Origin of the sequence: Pseudomonas sp. yb_2 (genome assembly GCF_043103905.1) — a bacterium.
In the GTDB taxonomy this organism is placed as follows: Bacteria; Pseudomonadota; Gammaproteobacteria; order Pseudomonadales; family Pseudomonadaceae; genus Aquipseudomonas; species Aquipseudomonas alloputida.
Map to the genome: position 1 here is coordinate 132,014 of NZ_JBICKH010000034.1, position 21,239 is coordinate 153,252.

The 21,239-nt window shown below is 62.0% G+C and carries 18 protein-coding genes; 11 read left to right on the forward strand and 7 right to left on the reverse strand.

Annotated elements, in window-relative coordinates; genetic code table 11:
• Positions 1-12: 12 nt before the first annotated feature.
• Both ACF8FB_RS08625 and ACF8FB_RS08630 read left to right on the forward strand, forming a co-directional pair.
• Positions 13-849, forward strand: coding sequence for a bifunctional allantoicase/(S)-ureidoglycine aminohydrolase (locus tag ACF8FB_RS08625; protein WP_003247865.1), 837 nt, complete (start codon positions 13-15; stop codon positions 847-849).
• 89 nt (positions 850-938) lie between these two features.
• Positions 939-1,538 carry an START domain-containing protein gene (locus ACF8FB_RS08630; RefSeq protein WP_010954388.1) on the forward strand — a complete coding sequence of 200 codons (600 nt, stop codon included), beginning with the start codon at positions 939-941 and terminating at the stop codon, positions 1,536-1,538.
• Positions 1,539-1,620: 82 nt separating this feature from the next.
• On the opposite strand, the gene ACF8FB_RS08635 is transcribed toward ACF8FB_RS08630, so the two are convergent.
• On the reverse strand, positions 1,621-2,043 hold the full coding sequence (locus tag ACF8FB_RS08635; protein WP_010954389.1) for an Lrp/AsnC family transcriptional regulator: 423 nt from the start codon (positions 2,041-2,043) through the stop codon (positions 1,621-1,623).
• A 187-nt stretch (positions 2,044-2,230) separates the two neighbouring features.
• On the opposite strand from ACF8FB_RS08635, the gene ACF8FB_RS08640 reads away from it, so the two are divergent.
• Positions 2,231-3,283: an ornithine cyclodeaminase gene (locus ACF8FB_RS08640; protein ID WP_392509759.1), complete on the forward strand. Its 1,053-nt coding sequence runs from the start codon at positions 2,231-2,233 to the stop codon at positions 3,281-3,283.
• Between the two features lie 71 nt (positions 3,284-3,354).
• Here the strand turns inward: ACF8FB_RS08640 and ACF8FB_RS08645 are convergent, their stop codons facing one another.
• The 4 genes from ACF8FB_RS08645 to pobA all read right to left on the reverse strand — a co-directional run bounded on the left by ACF8FB_RS08645 (position 3,355) and on the right by pobA (position 8,815).
• Complete coding sequence (locus tag ACF8FB_RS08645; protein ID WP_010954391.1) at positions 3,355-4,236, reverse strand: LysR substrate-binding domain-containing protein; 882 nt, start codon at positions 4,234-4,236, stop codon at positions 3,355-3,357.
• A 44-nt stretch (positions 4,237-4,280) separates the two neighbouring features.
• On the reverse strand, positions 4,281-6,071 hold the full coding sequence (ggt, locus tag ACF8FB_RS08650) for a gamma-glutamyltransferase (RefSeq protein ID WP_010954392.1): 1,791 nt from the start codon (positions 6,069-6,071) through the stop codon (positions 4,281-4,283).
• Positions 6,072-6,277: 206 nt separating this feature from the next.
• Positions 6,278-7,318 carry a hypothetical protein gene (locus ACF8FB_RS08655; protein ID WP_126404352.1) on the reverse strand — a complete coding sequence of 347 codons (1,041 nt, stop codon included), beginning with the start codon at positions 7,316-7,318 and terminating at the stop codon, positions 6,278-6,280.
• Positions 7,319-7,627: 309 nt separating this feature from the next.
• Positions 7,628-8,815, reverse strand: coding sequence for a 4-hydroxybenzoate 3-monooxygenase (gene pobA / locus ACF8FB_RS08660; RefSeq protein ID WP_392509761.1), 1,188 nt, complete (start codon positions 8,813-8,815; stop codon positions 7,628-7,630).
• A gap of 172 nt (positions 8,816-8,987) precedes the next feature.
• Here pobA and ACF8FB_RS08665 point away from each other — a divergent pair, with 172 nt between their 5' ends.
• The 3 genes from ACF8FB_RS08665 to ACF8FB_RS08675 all read left to right on the forward strand — a co-directional run bounded on the left by ACF8FB_RS08665 (position 8,988) and on the right by ACF8FB_RS08675 (position 11,265).
• Entirely contained in the window at positions 8,988-9,866 is an 879-nt protein-coding gene (locus tag ACF8FB_RS08665) for a helix-turn-helix domain-containing protein (RefSeq protein WP_392509762.1), read from the forward strand.
• Between the two features lie 81 nt (positions 9,867-9,947).
• Positions 9,948-10,346, forward strand: coding sequence for a MerR family DNA-binding transcriptional regulator (locus tag ACF8FB_RS08670; protein WP_003247847.1), 399 nt, complete (start codon positions 9,948-9,950; stop codon positions 10,344-10,346).
• A 19-nt stretch (positions 10,347-10,365) separates the two neighbouring features.
• The gene (locus ACF8FB_RS08675; RefSeq protein ID WP_003247838.1) at positions 10,366-11,265 is read left to right on the forward strand and encodes a hydroxymethylglutaryl-CoA lyase; all 900 of its coding nucleotides are present in this window, start codon (positions 10,366-10,368) and stop codon (positions 11,263-11,265) included.
• 532 nt (positions 11,266-11,797) lie between these two features.
• Here the strand turns inward: ACF8FB_RS08675 and ACF8FB_RS08680 are convergent.
• Positions 11,798-12,316 carry an MgtC/SapB family protein gene (locus ACF8FB_RS08680; protein WP_161775381.1) on the reverse strand — a complete coding sequence of 173 codons (519 nt, stop codon included), beginning with the start codon at positions 12,314-12,316 and terminating at the stop codon, positions 11,798-11,800.
• Positions 12,317-12,485: 169 nt separating this feature from the next.
• Here ACF8FB_RS08680 and ACF8FB_RS08685 point away from each other — a divergent pair, with 169 nt between their 5' ends.
• From ACF8FB_RS08685 to ACF8FB_RS08705, 5 genes are all read left to right on the forward strand, one after another.
• Entirely contained in the window at positions 12,486-12,725 is a 240-nt protein-coding gene (locus ACF8FB_RS08685) for a DUF3203 family protein (RefSeq protein WP_003247835.1), read from the forward strand.
• A 121-nt stretch (positions 12,726-12,846) separates the two neighbouring features.
• Entirely contained in the window at positions 12,847-14,250 is a 1,404-nt protein-coding gene (ccoG, locus tag ACF8FB_RS08690) for a cytochrome c oxidase accessory protein CcoG (RefSeq protein WP_012052113.1), read from the forward strand.
• A 49-nt stretch (positions 14,251-14,299) separates the two neighbouring features.
• Entirely contained in the window at positions 14,300-15,709 is a 1,410-nt protein-coding gene (gene mapR / locus ACF8FB_RS08695; RefSeq protein ID WP_392511213.1) for a GntR family transcriptional regulator MpaR, read from the forward strand.
• Between the two features lie 57 nt (positions 15,710-15,766).
• Positions 15,767-17,428: a PAS domain-containing protein gene (locus tag ACF8FB_RS08700; protein ID WP_392509764.1), complete on the forward strand. Its 1,662-nt coding sequence runs from the start codon at positions 15,767-15,769 to the stop codon at positions 17,426-17,428.
• Between the two features lie 62 nt (positions 17,429-17,490).
• Entirely contained in the window at positions 17,491-19,557 is a 2,067-nt protein-coding gene (locus ACF8FB_RS08705) for a PAS domain-containing protein (protein ID WP_010954402.1), read from the forward strand.
• A gap of 7 nt (positions 19,558-19,564) precedes the next feature.
• On the opposite strand, the gene ACF8FB_RS08710 is transcribed toward ACF8FB_RS08705, so the two are convergent.
• Entirely contained in the window at positions 19,565-20,311 is a 747-nt protein-coding gene (locus ACF8FB_RS08710) for an SDR family oxidoreductase (RefSeq protein ID WP_392511214.1), read from the reverse strand.
• Between the last annotated feature and the right edge of the window lie 928 nt (positions 20,312-21,239).

Sequence of the window (21,239 nt, forward strand, 5' to 3'; positions counted from 1 at the left end):
TCGAGATCGTCCATGTCGAACCATTCGTACTTCGCCCCCCACGGTGGGCACCCGGCTCAAACCGAGCTGCTGACTGACCGTGCCATGTTCACCGAAGCCTATGCCGTCATCCCCAAAGGCGTGATGCGTGACATCGTCACCAGCCACCTGCCCTTTTGGGACAAGATGCGCATGTGGGTCATCGCCCGCCCGCTGACCGGTTTTGCCGAAACGTTCTCCCAGTACATCGTCGAACTGGCCCCGGAAGGCGGCAGCGAGCGCCCTGAGCTGGACGCCGATGCGGAAGCCGTGGTGTTCATCGTCGAAGGCGAACTGGACATCACCGTCGAAGGCAAACACCACACCCTGGTACCTGGCGGCTACGCCTTCCTGGCCCCGGGCGCCGAGTGGAGCCTGCGCAACAACAGCAAGTCCAACGTCACCTTCCATTGGTTGCGCAAGCACTACCAGAAGGTTGAAGGCCTGGACGTACCGGAATCCTTCGTCACCCACCGCGACAACGCCACCGTCATCGAAATGCCGGGCACCGAAGGCCGCTGGAAAACCACCCGCTTTGTCGACATGGCCGACATGCGCCACGACATGCACGTGAACATCGTCACCTTCCAGCCGGGGGGTGTGATTCCGTTCGCAGAAACCCACGTGATGGAACACGGCCTGTATGTGCTGGAAGGCAAGGCAGTGTACCGCCTGAACCAGGACTGGGTCGAAGTGGAAGCCGGCGACTTCATGTGGCTGCGCGCCTTCTGCCCGCAAGCCTGCTACGCCGGCGGCCCAGGCAACTTCAGCTACCTGCTGTACAAGGACGTGAACCGTCACGTACACCTGACGCTGAACCCCAAGCGCTAAGCCCAGGCTGATGCCCGCAAGCCCGCCAACCTGGCGGGCTTTCTGTTTGCCGCGCATACTGAAATACCCACCCTTGCAGGGTACCGGCCATGAACCGCTGCCTGCTGCTCGCTGCCTTGCTGCTGTGCACCTCTGCCCTGGCCGCCGATGACTGGCGCCTGGCCTACGACCGCGAAGGCATTCGCGTTTACGTGAGCAGCGCAGGCGCCTCGTCCTACCAGCAGTTTCGTGGTGTCAGCACCATGAAAGCCAGCGTGCGCACGCTCACTGACCTGCAGGATAACCTGCGGGTGGCCTGCAAGTGGCTGTACGCCTGTGACCAGATGCGGCTGCTGGATGTGGAGGGTGACAACACCTGGGTGTACCTGACCACCCAGCTGCCATGGCCGGCGAGGCCGCGGGACATCGTGCTGAAAGTGACCAGCGAACGCCTGATCGACGGTACCCTGGTACGCCACCTGAGCGCCGATCCCGACAGGATCCCCAAGGTTGACGGCCTGATCCGGGTAGAGCACCTGAGTGGTGTGTGGCAGATGAAACCACTGGGTGACCGGGTGACCGAGGTGACCTACCAGTTGCAGGCCGCCCCTGCCGGGGATGTGCCAGGGTGGCTGGCCAACCGGTTTGTGGTGGATACGCCGGTGGTGACGTTGCGTACGTTGCGAGCGGTGGCTGAGCGCCAACCTTGAAGTGCCGGCAGGCTGCAGACCGACTGCAGCAGGGCCGGCAGCTTTTTGTGCAATACACCTGGCAAAAGGCCTGGCTCCGCGGTCACATCTTGTAGGTCGAAAGCAGGATGCTGGTCTCGGTGTTCTCGATATGCGGGATCGAGCGGATGGCGTTCAGCGCCCGGTCGAACGCTTCGAGGGTGTCGGCGCGCAACTCTGCCATCAGGTCCCAGCGGCCATTGGTGGTGTGGATGGCCACCACATTGGGATGCCCGCGCAACGCGTGCTTGACCTCTGCGGCATGGTGGCCGCTGATGCCGATGCTGGTGATTGCCCGCACTCCCTGGTCCAGCGCATCGGAGCGCAAACGTACCGTGTAACCGATGATCACACCCTGCTCTTCAAGCCGGGTGATGCGGTTGTGCACCGTTGCCCTGGCCACCTTCAGCTTCTTCGCCAGGGTCAGCACAGGGGTACGTGCGTTGTCCCGCAACAGTGCAATCAGTTCCCGATCGATCGTGTCCATAAGCCCGCCAAATAATCAGATTGCTACGTTGGGTTGGCAGATTGTCCAGAAGCCTGACGAAACTGACAACCTGCCTGCTTCCGATTGACGCAACCTGTCATCAAAATGTTCATGCGGCTTCACTTCGATAATCTCAAGCGCTGACCCCGCACTGCTGGGCAAGCGCACAATAACAAGGTGCAAGAGCATGACGTATTTCATTGATGTTCCAACCATGTCGGACTTGGTGCATGACATTGGCGTAGCGCCGTTTATTGGCGAGCTTGCCGCTGCCCTGCGGGACGATTTCAAACGCTGGCAGGCGTTTGACAAGTCCGCGCGCGTTGCCAGCCACTCGGAAGTGGGCGTGATCGAACTGATGCCGGTCGCCGACAAAAGCCGCTATGCCTTCAAATACGTCAACGGCCACCCGGCCAATACTGCACGCAACCTGCATACGGTGATGGCCTTCGGTGTACTGGCCGATGTCGACTCCGGTTACCCGGTGCTGCTGTCCGAACTGACCATCGCCACCGCCCTGCGCACCGCAGCGACTTCGCTGATGGCAGCCCAGGCACTGGCCCGCCCGAACGCGCGCAAGATGGCGCTGATCGGCAACGGCGCGCAAAGCGAATTCCAGGCCCTGGCCTTCCACAAGCACCTGGGCATCGAAGAAATCGTCGCCTACGACACCGACCCGCTGGCCACCGCCAAGCTTATCGCCAACCTCAAGGAATACAGCGGCTTGACCATCCGCCGGGCCAGCTCGGTAGCCGAGGCAGTGAAAGGCGTGGACATCATCACCACGGTAACGGCCGACAAGGCCTACGCCACCATCATTACCCCCGACATGCTGGAGCCCGGTATGCACCTGAACGCCGTGGGTGGTGACTGCCCTGGCAAAACCGAGCTGCACGCCGATGTGCTGCGCAACGCGCGGGTGTTCGTCGAGTACGAGCCACAAACCCGTATCGAAGGTGAGATCCAGCAGCTGCCGGCGGACTTTCCGGTGGTCGACCTGTGGCGCGTGCTGCGCGGAGAAACCGAGGGCCGCCAAAACGACAGCCAGGTCACTGTATTCGATTCGGTGGGCTTCGCCCTCGAAGACTACACCGTACTACGGTACGTACTACAGCAAGCCGAAAAGCGCGGGATGGGCACCAAGATCGACCTGGTGCCGTGGGTGGAGGACGACCCGAAAGACCTGTTCAGCCACACCCGAGGCCGCGCTGGCAAAAGGCGTATCCGACGGGTTGCCTGATATTGAATCGGGTTGGTCGAAAGTGTGTGTGTGGGCTTTGGGTCATGTACAAGCGCATCGACCACAGATCGTCAGATCCCACCGCCCGCCAGCAACTGCGTCATCACCTCAGCCAGCGCCTTGACCATCACATCCGCCGTCGGCCGGTGCACGATGACGATCTCATAGCTGTCGACCTCCGGCAGCCCTTGCCCGGCCCCCAACACCCTGTGCTCGCCGGTGGCCGCCCTGGGCGGCAGCAGGCTGATACCCATGCCATCGGCGACCGCAGCCTGGATGCCACTGAGGCTAGAGCTGGTAAAGCTGATGCGCCAGCGCCGGCCCATGCCTTCGATGGCGTTGATCATGTCCTCGCGGTACAGGCCGCGTGGCGGAAAGGTGACCAACGGGATCGGGTCCAGCTCGAAGGCGGGCGTGCGCGCACTGTCGATCCACTGCAGACGCTCTGGCCAACAGGCCACGCCCTCACGGCTGTTGCGCCGCTGCTTGAGCAGCACCAGGTCAAGTTCGCCATTGTCATAGGCCTGGCTCAGGTCACGGCACAAACCACTGGTCACTTCGAGCTTCACCTGTGGGTGCAGCCGGCTGAATGCCGACAGTGCATTGGTGGTACGCCCGCCCACGAAGTCCTCGGGCACGCCAAGCCGTACCGTGGTGCCCACCATCGCCCCGGCCAGGGCTTCAAGCATCTGATCGTTCAGGGCCAGCATGTGCCGGGCATAGCCGAGCAAGGTCTGCCCGGCGTCGGTCGGCAGTACGTCACGGTTGCCCCGCACCAACAAGCGGTGGCCGACCATGTCTTCCAGGCGGCGCACCTTCTGGCTGATCGTCGACTGGGTCGAATGCAGCCGCGCGGCAGCGGTGGTGAAGCTGCCGCAGTCTGCCACCACGACAATGGCGCGCAGCAGGTCGAGGTCGAACAGAGCCCTATTCGATTTCACGCTGATAGACATCTAGATATTCAACTACTGAATGGCAAGTCTGCGTTCTATCACGGCTAGTCACCGAGGGCCACTCCTTCCCGCCGGGGATCGGCACCGCCTGACCAACCCTCGCCGCTGCGCTGGATGATCTGCATGCCGCTGGTCATGGTCATCGGTGTCACCTCATGGCCCCAGGCTGCCAACTGGCGGATCAGCGCCGGGCTGCTCAGCCCTGCTTCCACTTCGGTGCCGGCATTGCGGCTGCCGAAGTTGGGCAGGTCGGCGGCCTGCTGCGGGTCGAGCCGCCAATCCAGCAGGCCGACCAGCGCCTTGTTCACGTAACCGATGATCTGCGAACCACCCGGCGAACCGAGGCTCGCGACAAACTCGCCCGTGGCACGCGAGAACACCAACGTCGGCGCCATGGCCGACAGCGGCCGTTTGCCCGGCTGCACCCGATTGGCCACCGGCTTGCCGTGCTCGTGGGGGATGAACGAGAAGTCGGTCAGCTGATTGTTGAGCAGGAAGCCCTTGACCATCAGGTGCGAGCCAAATGCGGCCTCCACCGAGGTGGTCATGGCCAGGGCCTGGCCGTTGTCATCCACCGCACTGAGGTGAGAGGTGGAGATGCGCAGTGGCGAGCGGTCGGGCGCAAGCGCCAGGTCCGCTCCTTGCGGCTGGCCCGGACGGGCGCGCTTCATGCTGTGCTCGCCGATCAGCGCCGCGCGGCTGGCCAGGTAAGCAGAATCGGTCAGGGCCTTGACCGGGACGGGCACGTAGTCGTTGTCGGCCAGGTACTGAGCGCGATCGGCGTAGGCCAGGCGCTCGGCCTCGGCGATCAGGTGCACGGCCAACGGCGGGGCTTCCAGGCGGGCCGGGGACGAGGTGGCCAGCGGTCGCAGCGCTGCCAGGTCGCGTTGCGGCGCGGTGCGCTGCACGGCGTCGAGCAGGCCCAAGGTCTGTAGCACGGTCACCCCACCCGATGAGGGTGGCGGCATGCCGCAGATCTGCCAGGCCTTGTAGGGGCCGCACAACGGCTCGCGCTCCTTGGCCTGGTACTGCTGCAAGTCCTGCAACGACAGATACCCGGCATTGGCATGGCCACGCACCTTGGCGACAATGGCTTCGGCAATTTCACCGCTGTAGAACACCTCGGGCCCCTGTGCGGCGATCTGCTCCAAGGTCTGTGCCAACTCAGGGTTGCGCAGGATTGTACCCACGGCCAGCGGCCTGCCCTGTTCATCCAGGAAGTAACGGGCCATTGCGGGTGAGCGGGCAATGTAGGGGTCCCCGGCCAGTAGTGTGTGCAGGCGCTCGGAAACCGCGAAGCCGTTGCGTGCCAAGGCGATGGCCGGGGCGAACAGGGCGTGCCAGGGCAACTTGCCGTGCTGCTCGTGGGCCTGCTTCAGGGCACGCAGCACCCCGGGCACGCCCACCGACCGCCCACCGATCTGCGCCACCCGGAACGGCATGGGTGTGCCATCGGCTTGCAGGAACAGCTTTTCCGTCACCGCCGCAGGTGCTGCCTCACGCCCGTCGAATGCCTGCACGCGCTTGCCATCCCAGTACAGGATGAACGCCCCGCCACCGATCCCACTGGACTGTGGCTCGACCAGTGTCAGCACCATCTGCATGGCGATGGCGGCGTCAATCGCACTGCCGCCGGCACGCAACATCGCCCGCCCCGCTTCACTGGCCAGCGGGTTGGCTGCGGCGACCATGTGCCGGCTGGCGTGCACCGGCTGCAAACCGCTGCGGTAGCCGGAGGCCAGTTCCGGTGGCGTGGGCAATACCTGGTCGGCACCGACCGAGCCGCTGATGGCCATTAGGCACAGCGTTCTGATCAGTGGGATAGAGAACTTCATCGCTTGCTTCCTGCCTCTCTTTATTCAGCAGGGCACTGTGGGCCAGGAGTGGACCTGACTTCAAGCCTTTGCGCAAAACGTCCAAGGGGCTGCAGTGCACATCAACAGGTGTTCTGCGTGCTTGAGATCGAGCAACGTCCACACGGCACTCAATCCTAAAAGCGCCACAACCCGCACCCCATGCCCCCGCGTTCGATAGGCGACGATTAGTCTACGTCTGTAGACACAATGTTCCACTTAGCTGAGGATCCCTCCATTACAAATTTCAGCCGGCCGTCAACCACGGTCAACCACCGGGTCGTGGGCCCGAAGATTTCGGACTTGAGGCTCTGCCAGATTTCGTAATGGTTTCCCACTTTGCAAAACGTGATTTTGGCCCCTTCAGAGCTAGTCAGTTCTACCCACCCACTGTCATCGTTATCTAGACTGTCATTCTTAAAAAACGCGCCCTCATCCAATGTGTCTCTCGTGTAGAGGTACTTGCCCTTTTCAGTTGAGCTTGAGACGCGAAGATAACCACCCCACCTTTCATCTGCGGACCAACCGTCGACCACTTCGAACTTTAGTAAAGGCTGGGCTTTCAGTTCATCGGCCATATTGATACCCAAAGTACCGTCGCGCCTGATTAACACGAAGCGGTCGGGACTTAAGGAGGGAGAATACCGAAAATCCGGCAGTTCAAATTTAGCACTTACAATTTTGTGCACCAACAAAGCGTAGTTTCGCCAGTACGCTTCATCATCGCGGGGGAAAGTATATCTAATGTATTTCTGAGCATCATCTTCATCGGCGCTGAGGGCCTGGACGGCTTGAACGACCTCGTCCAAACGAGATTCTATCGCTGGATCTAACGCGTATTGACGGGCCTGTCGCTCAAGAGCGTCGATCTTGATTTGAAGCGCCTCCACCTCAGCTGGAGACTCTGGTGTCTCAGGCTCCAAGTCATGAGGCACACTTGAAATAGATACATTCCTCAACTCGCCCCACGGGCCCCACTCACTCACAGGGTCTGTAAGATCTGCTTTGGCGTGTCTGGCGTTGTAAAGCGCCTCCTGATCCTCCTTGGGGAGCATTTTTTCCCGTTCCATCTGTAAAAATTGCGCTTTCAGTTGTTCAATGTCGTCTATTTTGGATTTCTCATGGTCGGCTTCAAGCTGCGCCACTTCCTTCGGATCAAGTGTCTCGACCAGGTAAGGCGCGTGTGGATCATGGAAGATCAAAAAACTTGTGGTGGGGAGTTCGCTCATCGTGGTGCCCTCTCTACGTTCCATGTTAAAAGACAATCGACACTCCACCTTCTACCGCAAGCATTTATCCGAGGTGGCCTCTGCACCGTATCGAAATAGCGGCGTCGTCACCACTGACAAATATGCCAGTTGCCAACGCTTAAAATCAGCCTTCCATTTTCAGCGCGAAGCTTAATCTGAGCACAGCAGCCTTGTACTGCGAAGCGTCCGGACAAACTGGAGAGCATTTCGCCAGTGATGGCCTCTTCGCAACACAAGGCTGTCCTACCCAGGTTTGGTGAAAAACGCCTGACCCGTAGCTCGCAGCCCTCAGGCAACCTCCTCGAACGGCAGCCCCACATAGTTCTCGGCAATGTTCACCAGGCCCGCCGGCGAGGTCAGGAAGTACTCGCGGTCAGCTTCCTGCATCTTCTGGTCCCAGGCGTCCTTGTGGCTACCGAAGTCATGCAGCAGTTGGGTCATGAACCAGCTGAAGCGCTCGCCCTTCCACACGCGGCGCAGTGCCAGCGGCGAGTATTGCGCAAGCAGGTCGACGCGCCCTTCGTGGTACACCTTGACCAGAATGCGGTACAGGTAGTTGACGTCGGAGGCCGCCAGGTTAAGGCCTTTGGCACCCGTAGGGGGGACGATGTGCGCAGCGTCACCCACCAGGAACAGGTGACCATACTGCATGGGTTCGACCACCAGGCTACGCAGCGGCGCAATACTTTTTTCCAACGCGGGGCCTGTGACCAGGTCCGCCGCTACCTCGGCGGGCAAACGGGCTTTCAGTTCGTCCCAGAAACGCTCGTCAGACCACTCCTCGACCCGATCCTGCAAAGGTACCTGCAGGTAGTAGCGGCTGCGTGTTTGCGAGCGTTGGCTACACAACGCGAAACCGCGCTCATGGTGGGCGTAGATCAGCTCGTGATTGACCGGCGGTGTGTCCGACAGCAGGCCCAGCCAGCCAAACGGGTAAACCCGTTCATACTGCTTCAGCACGCCCTCCGGGATGCTCTGCCGCGAGATGCCGTGGAAGCCGTCGCAGCCGGCGATATAGTCGCAGTCAACCCGCTGCACCCGGCCATCCTTTTCGAACGTCAGGTAGGGCTTCTCGCCTTTCAATTCATGCGGCTGAACGTTGGCGGCTGAATAAATGATCGGCGCACCACTGGCTTCACGGGCCTGCATCAGGTCACGGGTGACCTCGGTCTGGCCGTAGACCATCACCGTCTTGCCGCCGGTCAGGGCTTTGAGATCCAGACGCTGGCGGCGCCCGCCAACCAGCAGTTCGACCCCCTCGTGCACCAGGCCTTCACGGTCCATGCGCTCGGCCACACCGGCCTCGCGCAGCAGGTCGACCGTGCCTTGCTCCAGCACCCCGGCGCGGATGCGGCCTAGTACGTACTCGGCGGTCTGGCGTTCGACGATGATGTTATCGATACCGGCCTTGTGCAGCAGCTGGCCCAGCAGCAGGCCAGACGGACCTGCACCAATAATTGCAACCTGAGTTTTCATTGTTGTTGTCTCTGTTCGGACGATACCGGCCCGGGACTGGCAGCGGGGCGGCATCTGCTGTTAGGGTTTGCCCTTGCATTTTTACTGGCAGAAAACGCCGTTTAAGTGTGCTATTCCATAAAAAACCTGCACTTTTACGAAAAGCGTTCGATTAACGGACAGGCCAACCCAGATGAAATCCACCCTCCCCGGCGTCCCGTTGTTCAAGCTGTATGGCGAAAATCAGGCCTGGCCCGGCACCGACCTGCTGCACTGCGAGTCGATCCCGGCACGCAGCCGCCTGCATCACTGGGAGATCAAGCCGCACCAGCATGCCGAGCTGTTCCAGCTGCTGTATGTACAGCGTGGCCAGGCCCAGGTGGAGATCGAGGGGGTGCGCAGTGCCATCGGCGAAGCGGCGATCCAGGTCGTGCCACCGATGACCGTGCATGGCTTTCGCTTCAGCGCCGATATCCAGGGCTATGTCCTGACCTTTGGTACTGCCCTTGTAGCGAACCTGGAACAGCGCCTGGGCGCGCCACTGACGGTGCTGGCACAACCTGCGTGCTATCCGTTGGGCCATGACCGCGTGCACCTGCGCAGCCTGATCGACACCTTGCAGCAGGAGTACCAGGGCAGTGCCCCGGCACGCGCCGCGATGCTCGAAGCGTTGGTGACCGCGCTGATGGTGTGGATCAGCCGCCGTCAGCAGCAAGGGCAGGCACCGCGTAACCGTGATGAACGTGACCGGCTGTTGTTGGGGCAATACTTGCGCCTGGTCGAAGCGCATTACCGCGAGCATCTGTCGGTTGAAGCGTTTGCCGCGCGGCTGAATGTTCCGAGCTTGCAACTGAACCAGCTGTGCCGGGCGCTGAGTGGCCAGACAGCGTTGCAGGTGGTGCACCAGCGGTTGTTGCTGGAGGCGCGACGCAACCTTATTTACACGCGGATGAGCATCGGGCAGTTGTCGGACAGCCTGGGGTTTACCGACCCGACCTACTTCGCCCGGTGGTTCAAGCGCTTGAGTGGGCAAACGCCCAATGCGTATCGCAGATCAGGGTTGTCGGAATAATCCTTGGCGGCCTCTTCTTGACGTATACGTCAACCTGCCCTCAGGATATCCGCATACCCCACGCCGAGCCCGAGCATGAGCATGAGCACTCAGACCTACAGCATCTCCGACCTGTCCCGCGAACTGGACATCACCACCCGCGCTATCCGCTTCTACGAAGAACAGGGCCTGCTCAGCCCTGAGCGTCGTGGCCTGGAACGCATCTATTCACCGCGCGACAAGGTCAGCTTGAAGCTCATCCTGCGTGGCAAACGCATCGGCTTTTCCCTGGCCGAGTGCCGCGAACTGATCGAACTGTACGACCCCACCAGCGGCAACCTCAAACAGCTCAACAGCATGCTGGCGAAGATTGCCGAGCGCCGCGCCCAGCTGGAGCAGCAGATGCTGGACATCCACCAGATGCAACTGGAACTGGACACCGCCCAGGAGCGCTGCGAACAAGCCCTGGCCGCCACCCTGAACAACAAAGACAACCGCTGAACGCCACAGGAAACCCGCCATGTCCTTGCCCAAACACGTCCGTCTGGTCGAAGTCGGCCCCCGCGACGGCCTGCAGAACGAAGCCCAGCCCATCAGCGTCGCCGACAAGGTACGCCTGGTCAACGACCTTACCGAAGCGGGCCTGGCCTATATAGAAGTGGGCAGTTTCGTGTCTCCCAAGTGGGTGCCACAGATGGCCGGCTCTGCCGAGGTATTCGCCGGCATCCAGCAGCGCCCCGGTGTGACGTATGCCGCCCTGGCGCCGAACCTGCGCGGTTTCGAGGACGCCCTCGCTGCCGGGGTCAAGGAAGTAGCGGTGTTCGCTGCCGCCTCCGAAGCGTTCTCGCAACGCAACATCAATTGCTCGATCAGCGAAAGCCTCAAGCGCTTCGAACCCATCATGGACGCTGCGCGCAGCCACGGCGTACGCGTGCGCGGGTATGTGTCATGTGTGCTTGGCTGCCCTTACGAGGGCAAGGTCAGCGCCGAGCAGGTGGCCCCGGTGGCCCGCGCCCTGCACGACATGGGCTGCTACGAGGTCTCGCTGGGTGACACCATTGGCACCGGCACCGCAGGCGACACCCGACGCCTGTTCGAGGTGGTGTCGGCCCAGGTACCGCGCGAGCAGTTGGCCGGACACTTCCATGACACTTACGGCCAGGCCTTGGCTAACGTCTATGCCAGCCTGCTCGAGGGCATCAGCGTATTCGACAGCTCGGTAGCCGGGCTGGGCGGCTGCCCTTACGCCAAGGGTGCTACCGGCAATATCGCCAGTGAAGACGTTGTGTACCTGCTGCAGGGGCTTGGCATTGAAACCGGCATCGACCTGGGCCGGCTGATAGCCGCCGGCCAGCGCATCAGCGGCGTGCTGGGCCGCGACAACGGGTCGCGGGTAGCACGGGCGTGCAGCGCACAATAGGTCACACCGGTGTCACATTGGTGTGGGTGAAGTGTTACCTCCCGCACATTTCACAGCAAAAAATCGGGTAACAGGGAAACAAATCGGCAGAATTTCAGGCTGGGCGATGTCAACCAAAATTCTTAAGTCATTGATTTTAAAGGGTTTTTAAAAGTTGGCACGCACCCTGCTATATCTTTGGTACAAGAACAAAAAAAACGCGATACCCAATAAAAACAACAGGTAACGGCTCTGACATAACAAGAACAACACGGCAGAGGCGTAGCAAGCAGATTTTTTTGGAGTCGACACGCTTTTCAGGGGTTCGCCCCGCGGTCTGGCACAGAACAATAAAACTACCTCAAGGTAGCGGCAGCCAGGTTCGGATCAGCAATGATGAAAGCAGGTCAGCGCTCAAAAAAATACGTTTGCTCTTGACCCCGCATGGGGGTCGCCCGCAACACCAGGACAAGCCGACAAAAACAACAAAAGGCCGGTCCCAATAATAAAAAAAGAGCAGGCAACAACGCTTTGAGGGGAGCTTCGGCTCCCCTCAGTGCTTCCTGCCCTCTTCCTCCTTCTGCTTCTCCTCATCCTGCCCTTCGACCTTCTCCACCAGCAACGGCATCGTGCCCAGTACCAGCAGGGCCAGTACCGTGCTGATCAGCGCCGTGGCTTCGCGCCCCATGCCAGCGGCCGTGCCAATGGCAGCCGTCATCCATAGCCCGGCAGCGGTCGTCAGGCCCTTCACATGGCTGGTGTCCTGGCCGTTACCCTTCAGAATGGTACCCGCACCGAGAAAACCGATACCGGCAACGATGCCCTGGATCACCCGACTGAGTGCCTGTTCATCAGCCCCCGCCATACTGGGCGACAGTACGAACAGGGCGGCCCCCAGCGACACCAGCATGTGGGTACGCACCCCGGCAGACTTGCCCTTGTGTTCGCGCTCGAAGCCCAGTACTGCGCCGAGCACAGCAGCCATCAGCAAGCGCACAAGGATTTGCGTGACCTCGCGCTCATCGGTGACATCGGCGAATTCCGCCTGGATTGCTTGCCAGATGACATCCATCGCAGTTGTTTCCCCTGCTTGAGCTTCATGAATCCGCCCGCCACGTCAGCAGGCCTGCCCTCTGCATGGTTGACCGCCACACGTACTGCAAAGTGCCGCTCAGCTTGCTGATGCAGCAACTGGCCCCTGACCGCGGTCCACCCTGTAATCACCCTGGGAGGACCCCACCATGCCCATTGAAATCGACGAAACCACCCGCCGCTGCACACTGATCGGCGAAGGCCTGCGCATCGAGGGCGAAGGCCCGGATATCGAGATCATCACCGACGAACAGTTGCGTATGTCGGTGGCCATACTGGCCGGCCAACGCGTGCCCATTACCGAAACCGAGGCCGATGCACTGACCGTGGCGGGTGCGGTGGATAGCCGCAGGCATCTGAAGGCCAGCGCGCCAGGCTCGGTGATATGAGGCTTGGCGGGGCCATGCGGCAAATCTGATATGGTTTTTATCGTAAAATCTGAACCTGTGCTGATAACAGCTTCAGCGCCATAGTGCTCATGCCTGATCGAGGCCTGATGAGCACCGAACCATGAACGATAGAATCCCTTTTACAGAGATCGCCACCGCCCCAGCCAGCATCCAAGCGCGACGCACCGACAGCGGCATCCAGACCCGCAGCTTTACCGGGCTTTACCGTAACCTGCGCATCGGCTTTGCCGGCGCCCTGTTCGTGCTGTTCTTCGGCACGGCCTGGCTGAACTGGAACGGCCGCCAGGCCGTACTGTGGGACCTGGGAAACAGCAAGTTCCACATCTTCGGCGCCACCTTCTGGCCACAGGACTTCATCCTGCTGTCGGCGCTGCTGATCATCTGTGCCTTTGGCCTGTTCGCCATCACCGTCTACGCCGGGCGCGTCTGGTGCGGTTACAGTTGCCCACAAAGCACCTGGACCTGGCTATTCATGTGGTGCGAAAAGGTTACCGAGGGGGACCGCAACCAGCGCATCAAGCTGGCCGCGGCGCCCTGGAGCCTGAACAAACTGGCCCGTCGCACGCTCAAACATAGCCTGTGGTTGGCCATTGGCGTGCTCACGGGGCTGACCTTCGTCGGCTACTTCACCCCGATCCGGCCACTGGCCGCAGAATTGCTCACCTTGCAACTGGGCGGTGTGGCACTGTTCTGGGTGCTGTTCTTCACGGCCGCTACCTACATCAATGCCGGCCTGCTGCGTGAAGCGGTGTGCCTGCACATGTGCCCGTATGCGCGCTTCCAGAGCGTGATGTTCGACAAGGACACCCTGGCGGTCGCCTACGACCCGCGTCGTGGCGAAGCCCGTGGTCCGCGCAAGAAAGGCAGTGATGTCGGTGCCCAGGGACTGGGCGACTGCATCGATTGCACCCTGTGCGTGCAGGTGTGCCCCACCGGCATCGACATCCGTGATGGCTTGCAGATGGCTTGCATCGGCTGTGCCGCGTGCATCGACGCCTGTGATGGGGTAATGGACAAGATGGGTTACGCCCGCGGCCTGATTGGCTACAAGTCCGAGCACAGCCTGCAAGGCGGTACTACGCACTGGCTGCGCCCGCGCCTGTTGGGCTACGCTGCCGCACTGCTGGTCATGATCGGGGCACTGGTGGTGGCCCTGCAGATGCGCCCGATGGTATCGCTGGATGTGATCAAGGACCGCGGCCTGTTCCGTGAAAACGCCCAAGGCCAGATCGAGAACATTTACCTGCTCAAGGTCATCAACAAGACCGAACGTACCCAGCACTATCAATTGCGCCTGCTGGACGCTGACGGTTTCACCCTGCAGGGCAGTAGCGCACTGGTCATCCCTGCTGGCGAAATGAGCGAACTGCCGGTGTCGGTGGCGATGCTCGCCGAGCGCCCGACCAGCAGCTCGCAGACGCTGAGCTTTGAAATCAGCGAGCGTGACGACCCCGCTATCCGCAGCGTGGCGCACAGTCGCTTCGTCGCCCCCATGAACCGCTGATCCCTTACACTCACGCCACCTTGCCTGCCAGGCTGGACAGAAGGCCAGAATGAAACGCTACGAACGCTTCGCCGATGACATTGCCGAACTGATCCGCTCCGGGGTGCTGGGCCCCGGCCAGCGCGTGCCGTCCGTGCGCTACGCCAGCCAGACCCACGGGGTCAGCCCGTCTACTGTGTTCCAGGCCTATTACCTGCTGGAACGGCGCGGGCTGATCCGCGCCCGGCCGCGCTCCGGGTATTTCGTCAACGCCCACGTTCCGCGCCAGTTCAGCGAGCCGCAGGCGCTGCAGCCGGTGAGCGAGTCTACCGATGTCGACGTCAGCGCCTTGGTATTTTCGATCCTCGACTCGATCAAGGACCCCAACACCATTGCCTTCGGCTCAGCCTTTCCCAGCCCTGAGCTGTTCCCGCTGCAGCGCCTGTCGCGCTCACTGGCCAGTGCCAGCCGCAGCATGGACCCGCGCATGGTGGTGACCGATCTGTCCCCCGGCAACCCGCAGCTGCGCCGGCAGATCGCCCTGCGCTACATGGTCGGTGGGCTGATGCTGCCGATGGAAGAGCTGCTGATCACCAACGGCGCACTGGAGGCCCTGAACCTGTGCCTGCAGGCCGTGACCCAGCCGGGCGACCTGGTCGCCATCGAGGCCCCGGCCTTCTATGCCTGCCTGCAGGTGCTGGAGCGGCTCAAGCTCAAGGCCGTGGAAATCCCCGTGCACCCCCGCGAGGGCATGGACCTGGGGGTGCTGGCGCAGACCCTGGAAAAGCACCCGGTAAGGGCCGTGTGGTGCATGACCAACTTCCAGAACCCGGTAGGTGCAAGCATGCCGGAGGCCAAGAAACAGGCCCTGGTGGAGTTGCTGGCACGCCATCAGGTGCCGTTGATCGAAGACGACGTGTACGCCGAGCTGTACTACTCGCAACAGGCGCCCAAACCCGCCAAGGCCTTCGACACCCAGGGCCTGGTCATGCACTGCGGCTCGTTCGCCAAAAGCCTGGCACCGGGCTATCGCATTGGCTGGGTGGCCGCCGGGCGCTTTGCGCAGAAGATCGAGCGGTTGAAACTGATGACCTCCCTGTGTGCCTCCATGCCGGCCCAGGCGGCCATCGCCGACTACCTGCAACACGGCGGCTACGACCGCCACCTGCGCAAGCTGCGCTACGCGCTGGAGGGCCAGCAGGCCAACATGCTGGCAGCCATCGCCCGCCACTTCCCGGCGCAGACACGGGTCAGCCAGCCTTCCGGCGGCTACTTCCTGTGGCTGGAACTGCCCGAGCAGATGGACGCCCTCAAGCTGTTCCACATGGCCCTGGCCCAAGGCATCAGCATCGCCCCTGGGCCGATCTTTTCGCCCACCCGACGCTTTGGCAATTGCATCCGCCTGAACTACGGCAGCCCCTGGCATGACGGCGCCGAACAGGCCATGGAAACCCTCGGGCGGATCATTCGCTCGTTCTGATAGCGAGGGGCCCGAGCGGCGACTATAGTTGCTGGTTTCGATCATCAGGCCCTCGTCATGCAGCCAGATACGCTTGCGTCCTTTGCCCGATTGCAGGCGCGCGTCGCAGAACTGGAAGCACGCCTGGCAGCGCGCGAAGACAACGTTCAGGCGCATGACAGGCTGCTTGGAGAACTGCTCGACAACAGCGTGGCCAACGTGTTTGCGGCCGACCGCAGCATGCGCCTGTTGGCCATCAACCGCACGGCGCGCGAAACCTTCGAACGTTACCGAGGCTTCGTGCCGCAGGTTGGCGACTACGTACCCCAGTTCCTGACCGATCAACCCGACATCATGGGCCGCCTGGCCCCGATATGGCCGCGCATACTGGCAGGGGAAGCGTTCATCGACACCGTCACCTTCGGGCTGGACGACGCACCACGCCACTACGAAATTCGCTACCACCCGTGGCTCGATGCTCAGCAGCGAATTCAGGGCGGCTACCTGTTCGCCTATGACATCACGCAGCGCGTGACCGAACAGGAACGCCTGCAGCAGGCCGAAGAAGCACTGCGCCAGGCGCAGAAGATGGAGGCGGTCGGTCAGTTGACCGGCGGGATTGCCCATGATTTCAACAACCTGCTGGCCAGCATCCTTGGCGCGCTGGAACTGGCCGGGCAACATCTGGTGCAGCAACGCCTGGCGGACACCACACAGCTGCTTGAACTCAGCCGGCACAATGCCCAACGCGCCGCAGCCTTGGTGCAGCGCTTGCTGGCATTCTCACGGCAGCAGACGCTGGTCCCGCAACGGGTCGATGTGCAGCAACTGGTGGCCGGCATGAACGACCTGATCAGCAGCTCCACCGGCCCCTATGTCGACTACCACGACCAGACGCATGCCGGACTCTGGCCTATCCGAATAGACGCACAGCAACTGGAAAACGCGCTGCTCAACCTGTGCATCAACGCCCGTGACGCCATGCCGCTTGGCGGCACCTTGAGCATCGGTTGCGCCAATGTCGAAGTGCAAGGCGCCGAAGCCAGGCAACTGGGCCTGGCCGCTGGCCGGTTTCTGCGTATCCGCGTTGAAGACACCGGCATGGGCATGTCCAAAGCAGTGATGCAGCGCGCCCTTGAGCCCTTCTTCACCACCAAGCCGCTCGGCCAGGGCACTGGCCTTGGGCTGTCCATGGTCTACGGCTTTGTGCGGCAATCCGGTGGCCAGCTGGTCATCGATAGCACGCTTGGCCAGGGTACGGCCATCAACCTGTATCTCCCCTGCGATGAAAGCATCGCCGCCGCTTCACCCAGCCCCCACGTCGAGGGGCCTGCGCCTGCGGCCTCGCTTCAGCAGCGCGTGTGCAAGGTGATGCTGGTGGAAGACGAGCCGGCCCTGCGCCTGGTCATGCTGGAGGTATTGCTAGACCAGGGCCATGAAGTTCAGGCATTCGAAGATGGCCGCCAGGCATACAAGGCCTTGCAGGAAGCCCCTGCGCCGGACTTGCTGATCACCGATGTCGGCCTGCCAGGGGGTATCGATGGCTACCAACTCGCGGACGCCTGTCGAGGTATTGCACCACATGCCGCGGTGCTGCTGATCACAGGCTATGACCTTGCGCACAGTACGGCAAATGCGCGGCCCCACCGGCGCACCGAACTGCTGGCCAAGCCCTTCGATCTGCAAGCACTTGCCCAGGCGCTTGAACGGCTGCTGGGGAGCACCGCCCAGTCACCCTGAGTGGCTATTCGCCTGCAGGTGAACACGTTAAAGTCAGGACTTTTCATTGGCCGGACGCAGGCATGCCTTCTCGTGATCTGAACTCACTGCGCCAACAAGTCGAAGACCTCCAGCGACAGAACACACTGCTGGAGCAACGGCTTGCAAGCCTCCAGGCGCACGACCAGGACTTCTATCGCTCACTGTTCGACACCATGGACGAAGGCTTCTGCATCATCGAGTTCTTCGATGGCCCCCATGGCCCCCTGAGTGACTACGTGCACGTGCTGGCCAACGCAGCCTATGCCAAACACGCCGGCATCCCCAACGTGGTCGGGCAAAAACTGCGCGAGATGGTACCCGATGAGGCGGATGACTGGGTGGCCCGCTATGGCGCGGTGCTTCGCACCGGCGAACCGCTGCACTTCGAGCAGGAACTGATTGCCACGGGCCACGTGCTGTCGGTGACCACTTTTCGCATAGAACCTGCCGAGAAACGCCAGGTAGCGGTGCTGTTCAAGGATGTCACCGAACGCCGGCGTGCAGAGCAGGCCCTGCAGCGCCTGAACGAAGAGCTCGAGCAACGGGTGAATGCCGCACTGGCGGAGCGCCGCTTGTTTGCCGAGCTGGTCGATCATAGTGTGGTCAATGTGCATGTGGTCGACAAGGACCTGCGCTGGCTGGCGGTCAATCGCCAGGCCAGGCATGACTTCCACCTGCTATACGGGAGGACACCCGAAATCGGCGACTACCTGCCCGGGTTGTTCGAGGATGGCACCGCCGGCCAGACGCCTATTCTGCCGATGTGGCAGCGCGCCCTGGCAGGCGAGCAGTTCATCGAGATCGGCACCTTCGGCAAGCCCCCCGCGGTGCGTCATTATGAGTTGCGCTTCAATGCCTTGCGCGACCCCAAAGGCGAGGTACAGGGCGCGTTTCTGTTCGCCTATGACATCAGTGAGCGTGTGCAGGAGCAGGAACGCTTGGCCAAGGCCGAAGCGGCGCTGCGCCAGGCACAGAAGATGGAGGCCGTAGGCCAGCTCAGTGGCGGCATTGCCCACGACTTCAACAATTTGCTGGGCGGCATCCTGGGCGCCCAGGAGTTGATGCGGCAACGCCTGGACCAGTCACGCTTCGACGCCCTGGCGCCCTTGCTGGAGCTGTCCAGCAGCGCGGCGCAGCGGGCCTCTTCGCTGGTGCACCGGCTGCTGGCGTTCTCCCGCCAGCAGACCCTGCAACCCTGCTCCACGCAAGTGGCCACCTTGGTGGCCGGCATGGAAGACCTGCTGCGCCGCACCATCGGCCCGGCGATTACCCTGAGCAGCCGCTTTGCCAGCCAGCTGTGGCCGACCTTCATCGACCCTCCCCAACTGGAAAGCGCCTTGCTCAACTTATGCATCAACGCGCGCGATGCCATGCCTGCCGGTGGTGTGATCGAGATCATCGGCGACAACCTGCTGCTTGACGACGAGCAGGCCGTGGCACTGGAACTGCCGGCCAGCGAGTTCGTGCGGCTGAGCATCGTCGACAACGGTAGCGGCATGTCGGCTGAAGTTGTCGAGCGCGCAGTCGAGCCGTTCTTCACCACCAAGCCGATGGGCCAGGGTACCGGCCTGGGTCTGTCCATGACCTATGGCTTCGTGCGGCAGTCGGGTGGGCAATTACGGGTGCTGTCGGTGCCTGGCGAGGGTACCCGCATCGAGCTGCTGTTACCCCGCCACCACGAGCAAGCCCAGGCGCCAATCAGCAAACCTCCGCGCACGCTCTTGCAAAGAAGCAGCGAGGCTGCAAAACGCATTCTGTTGGTTGAAGACCAGACGGCCTTGCGCCTGGTGATTGGCGAAGTGTTGGAAGAGCTGGGCTATCGGGTGGACGCCTTCGAGAACGGTCCGTCTGCCCTCACCCACCTGCAAAGCGGCGAACGGCCAGACTTGCTGCTGAGCGATGTCGGCCTGCCTGGCGGCCTGAATGGCCGCCAGGTAGCTGAACGTTTCCGTGAGCGCTACCCGGACCTCAAGGTGCTGTTGATCACCGGCTACGATGAGAGTGCGGCGTTCAGCGACGGCCAACCGCTGCAAGGTACGTTGGTGTTGACCAAGCCGTTCGAACTGGAAGCACTGGCAGAGCGGGTTCGCGAGCTGCTGGAACCTTGACGGGCGCTCAGCGCCCGCCGCCCAGGTCGATGAAGCTGCCGGTGGCATAGGAGGCTTTGTCCGAAAGCAACCAGAGGATGGCCTCGGCCACTTCCTCGGGACGCCCCCCTCGGCCCATGGGCAAGCCAGGTTCGAGCTTGCTGACGCGGTCCGGGTCACCCGAAAGCGCATGGAAACCGGTATGGATATAGCCTGGTCGTACGCCATTGACGCGCACGCCCTCGCCTGCCACTTCTTTGGCCAGGCCGATGGTGAAGGTGTCGAGCGCGCCCTTGGAGGCGGCATAGTCGACATATTCGTTGGGCGAACCCAGGCGTGCGGCTACCGATGATACGTTGACGATGGCCCCGCCTTGCCCGCCATGCCGGCGCGCCATGCGCAGCAGGGCGTGCTTGGCGCAGAGCATGGGGCCGACGACGTTGGTCTTCATGACGTTCAGCAGCCGGAACTCGGACATGTCCTCGACCCTGCTCTGCTGGCCGATGGTGCCGGCGTTGTTGACCAGTGCGGTGACCGGGCCGAGCTCGTCGTCGACGCGCAGGAACAGCTGGATGATTTCATCTTCGACGCTGACGTCGGCGCGCACCGCGATGGCTTCGACGCCCAGGGCGCGGACCTGGCTGAGGATGGTTTCGGCGGCCTGGTCATCGGCGTGATAGTTGATGCAGATGCGGTAGCCCTGGCGGGCGGCCAGCAGCGCAGTGGCGGCGCCGATACCGCGGCTGCCGCCGGTGATGACAATGACGTTCTCCATGGGTTTGCCAATGGTTTGGGGAAGGGAGCATCGACAATAGGCGAAATCGCGCTGCGTTGGAATGACGAACATCAGCACAGCCAACCCTCTGCTGTTGATGTGGCTTTTGATCTGGCTTTTGATCTTGATCTTGATCTTGATCTTCGCGACTTCAGGAGGCCGAACGCAGGCCTTGCGGAGGCAGGTGACGGGCATGGATGCCCGTCAAGCGCTGAGGCCCCAGGATGGGGCCTTCGGCGCGGTCCTGCCGGGAGCAAGGCCGGAGTGAGGGAACCCCGGAGCGCAGCGCAGGGGCCGGATGATGGGAGCGCAGCGTTTTTTGGTTACTTTTTGTCGCGTTTGACAAAAAGTGACTCGCCGTAAGGGCGAAAAGGTGAGTCAGCGTCGCCATCGCGAATGGACTGTTCGCTGAGTCAAAACAGACGAGTTCGCATCTTGCTTCTTGCTTCTTGCTTCTTGGATGTGGGCATTCACATCGAGTAGGTATTCATTCACGCAGGTGGCGCATAGTCACCCTTCCGCCCTTACGGCGGGTCACTTTTTGTCAAACGCGACAAAAAGTAACCAAAAAACGCTGCGCTCCTATCATCCGGCCCCTGCGCTACGCTCCGGGGTTCCCTCGCTCCGGGCTTGCTCCCGGCAGGACCGCGCCGAAGGCCCCATCCATGGGGCCTCAGCGCTTGACGGGCATCCATGCCCGTCACCTCCCTCCGCAAGGCCTGCGCTCGGCCTCCTGAAGTCGCAATCCGCGGCGCCTGGGCTATCGCGCGCTTAGAAGCAAAATCAAAAGCCGAAGCGAGGGCGAGGGCGAGGGCGAGGGCGAGGGCGAGGGCGAGGGCGAGGGCGAGGGCGAGGGCGAGGGCGAGGGCATCGAGATCTTGCCTTGTGTTTAGATCAACTCTGCTGTTGATGTGGCTGTTGATCTGGC